The sequence below is a fragment of the Spirillospora sp. NPDC046719 genome (assembly GCF_040645715.1).
GTDB lineage: Bacteria > Actinomycetota > Actinomycetes > Streptosporangiales > Streptosporangiaceae > Spirillospora.
In genome coordinates this window covers 1-1,226 of sequence record NZ_JBEYYT010000921.1, presented here as the reverse complement: position 1 = coordinate 1,226, position 1,226 = coordinate 1, and the positions used below count along the sequence as shown (strand labels likewise).

Genomic DNA, 1,226 nt, shown 5'->3' with positions numbered 1-1,226 from the left:
GTCCCGGAGGAGGCGTCCGGGACCGGCGACGGGTCCCCGCCGGACGCGATCTCCTCGGCGAGGTTGGCGGCGAACCGGTCGAGGAGGGCGGCGGACACGTCGGCGAGGGCGCCGCGGCCGAACTGCGCGGGCCTGCCGGTGACGGCGAGGTCGGTCTCCACGCGGACGTCGGTGGCGTCGCCGCGTCCGGTGAGCCGGCACGTGACGACCGCCTTCGCGGTGCCGCCGCCGCGGGTCTCCCGCCCGGCGGCCTCCAGGACCGCGACCCCGGCCGCCTCGTCGAGCGAGACGAACGCGACCGACCCGCTGTAGCCGAGGCCGATCGGGCCGAGCCTGACCTTGACCCTGCCGTGGAAGCGGTCGCCGTCGCGGGAGGTGAGCGTCGCGCCCGGCACGCAGGGGGCGATCCGCTCGATGTCGAGCAGGACGCGCCACGCCTCGTCCGCGGGCACCGGGATCGTGAAGCCGTTCTCGAGTTTCATCCGGTCTCCTCCGGTGCGGCGGCGGCCTCGCGCGCCGCCGCGCGGACGGCCTTGAGGATCCCCTGGTAGCCGGTGCAGCGGCACAGGTTGCCGGACAGGCCGTCGCGGATCTGCTCGTCGGTGGGGTCGGGGTTGTCGCGCAGGAACGCGGTGACGGAGACGACGAACCCGGGCGTGCAGAAGCCGCACTGCAGGCCGTGGTGGTCGCGGAACGCCGCCTGGACCGGGGACAGCTCGCCGGTGGGCGAGGCGATCCCCTCCACTGTCGTGACCTCGGCGCCGTCGGCCTGCACGGCGAGGACGAGGCAGGCGCGGACGGCCTCCCCGTCGAGCAGGACCGTGCACGCGCCGCACACGCCGTGCTCGCAGCCGAGGTGGGTGCCGGTGAGCCCGCACCGCTCGCGCAGGAAGTCGGCGAGGGTGAGCCGGGCCGGGACGGACGCGCTCCGCGTCCCGCCGTTGACCCGCATCCGGACGGGGACGTCAGCCATTCGCGGCCTCCTCGGCGGCCCGCCGCCAAGCGCGCGCCACGATGGCGGCGCCGACGTGCGCGCGGTGGTCGGCGGACGCGTGCAGGTCGGCGGGGACCGAGTCCAGGTCCCCGACGGCCGTGCGCCCGAGTTCGTCGGCGTCGATGTCGGTGGGCGCTGCTGCCGCCGCGCCCGCGCGGGACGAACGAGGGCGACGTCGGGTAGTCGTCGAGCGCGAACGTCCATTCGGCGAGCGGCCTCAGGTCGTCGCGGT

General features: G+C 76.2%; 2 protein-coding genes. Both read right to left on the bottom strand.

Going from position 1 to position 1,226, the window contains the following annotated elements:
* A partial coding sequence (locus ABZ914_RS51585; protein WP_500201847.1) for an SRPBCC family protein occupies positions 1–482 on the bottom strand: 482 nt, incomplete at its 3' end.
* Positions 479–973 carry a (2Fe-2S)-binding protein gene (locus ABZ914_RS51580; RefSeq protein ID WP_500201846.1) on the bottom strand — a complete coding sequence of 165 codons (495 nt, stop codon included), beginning with the start codon at positions 971–973 and terminating at the stop codon, positions 479–481. The genes ABZ914_RS51585 and ABZ914_RS51580, both read right to left, overlap by 4 nt.
* Positions 974–1,226: the final 253 nt, after the last annotated feature.

Coding starts and splice junctions, on each gene's coding strand:
- ABZ914_RS51580 (WP_500201846.1), bottom strand. CDS start 973: ATGGCTGACGTCCCCGTCCGGATGCGGGTCAACGGCGGGACGCGGAGC.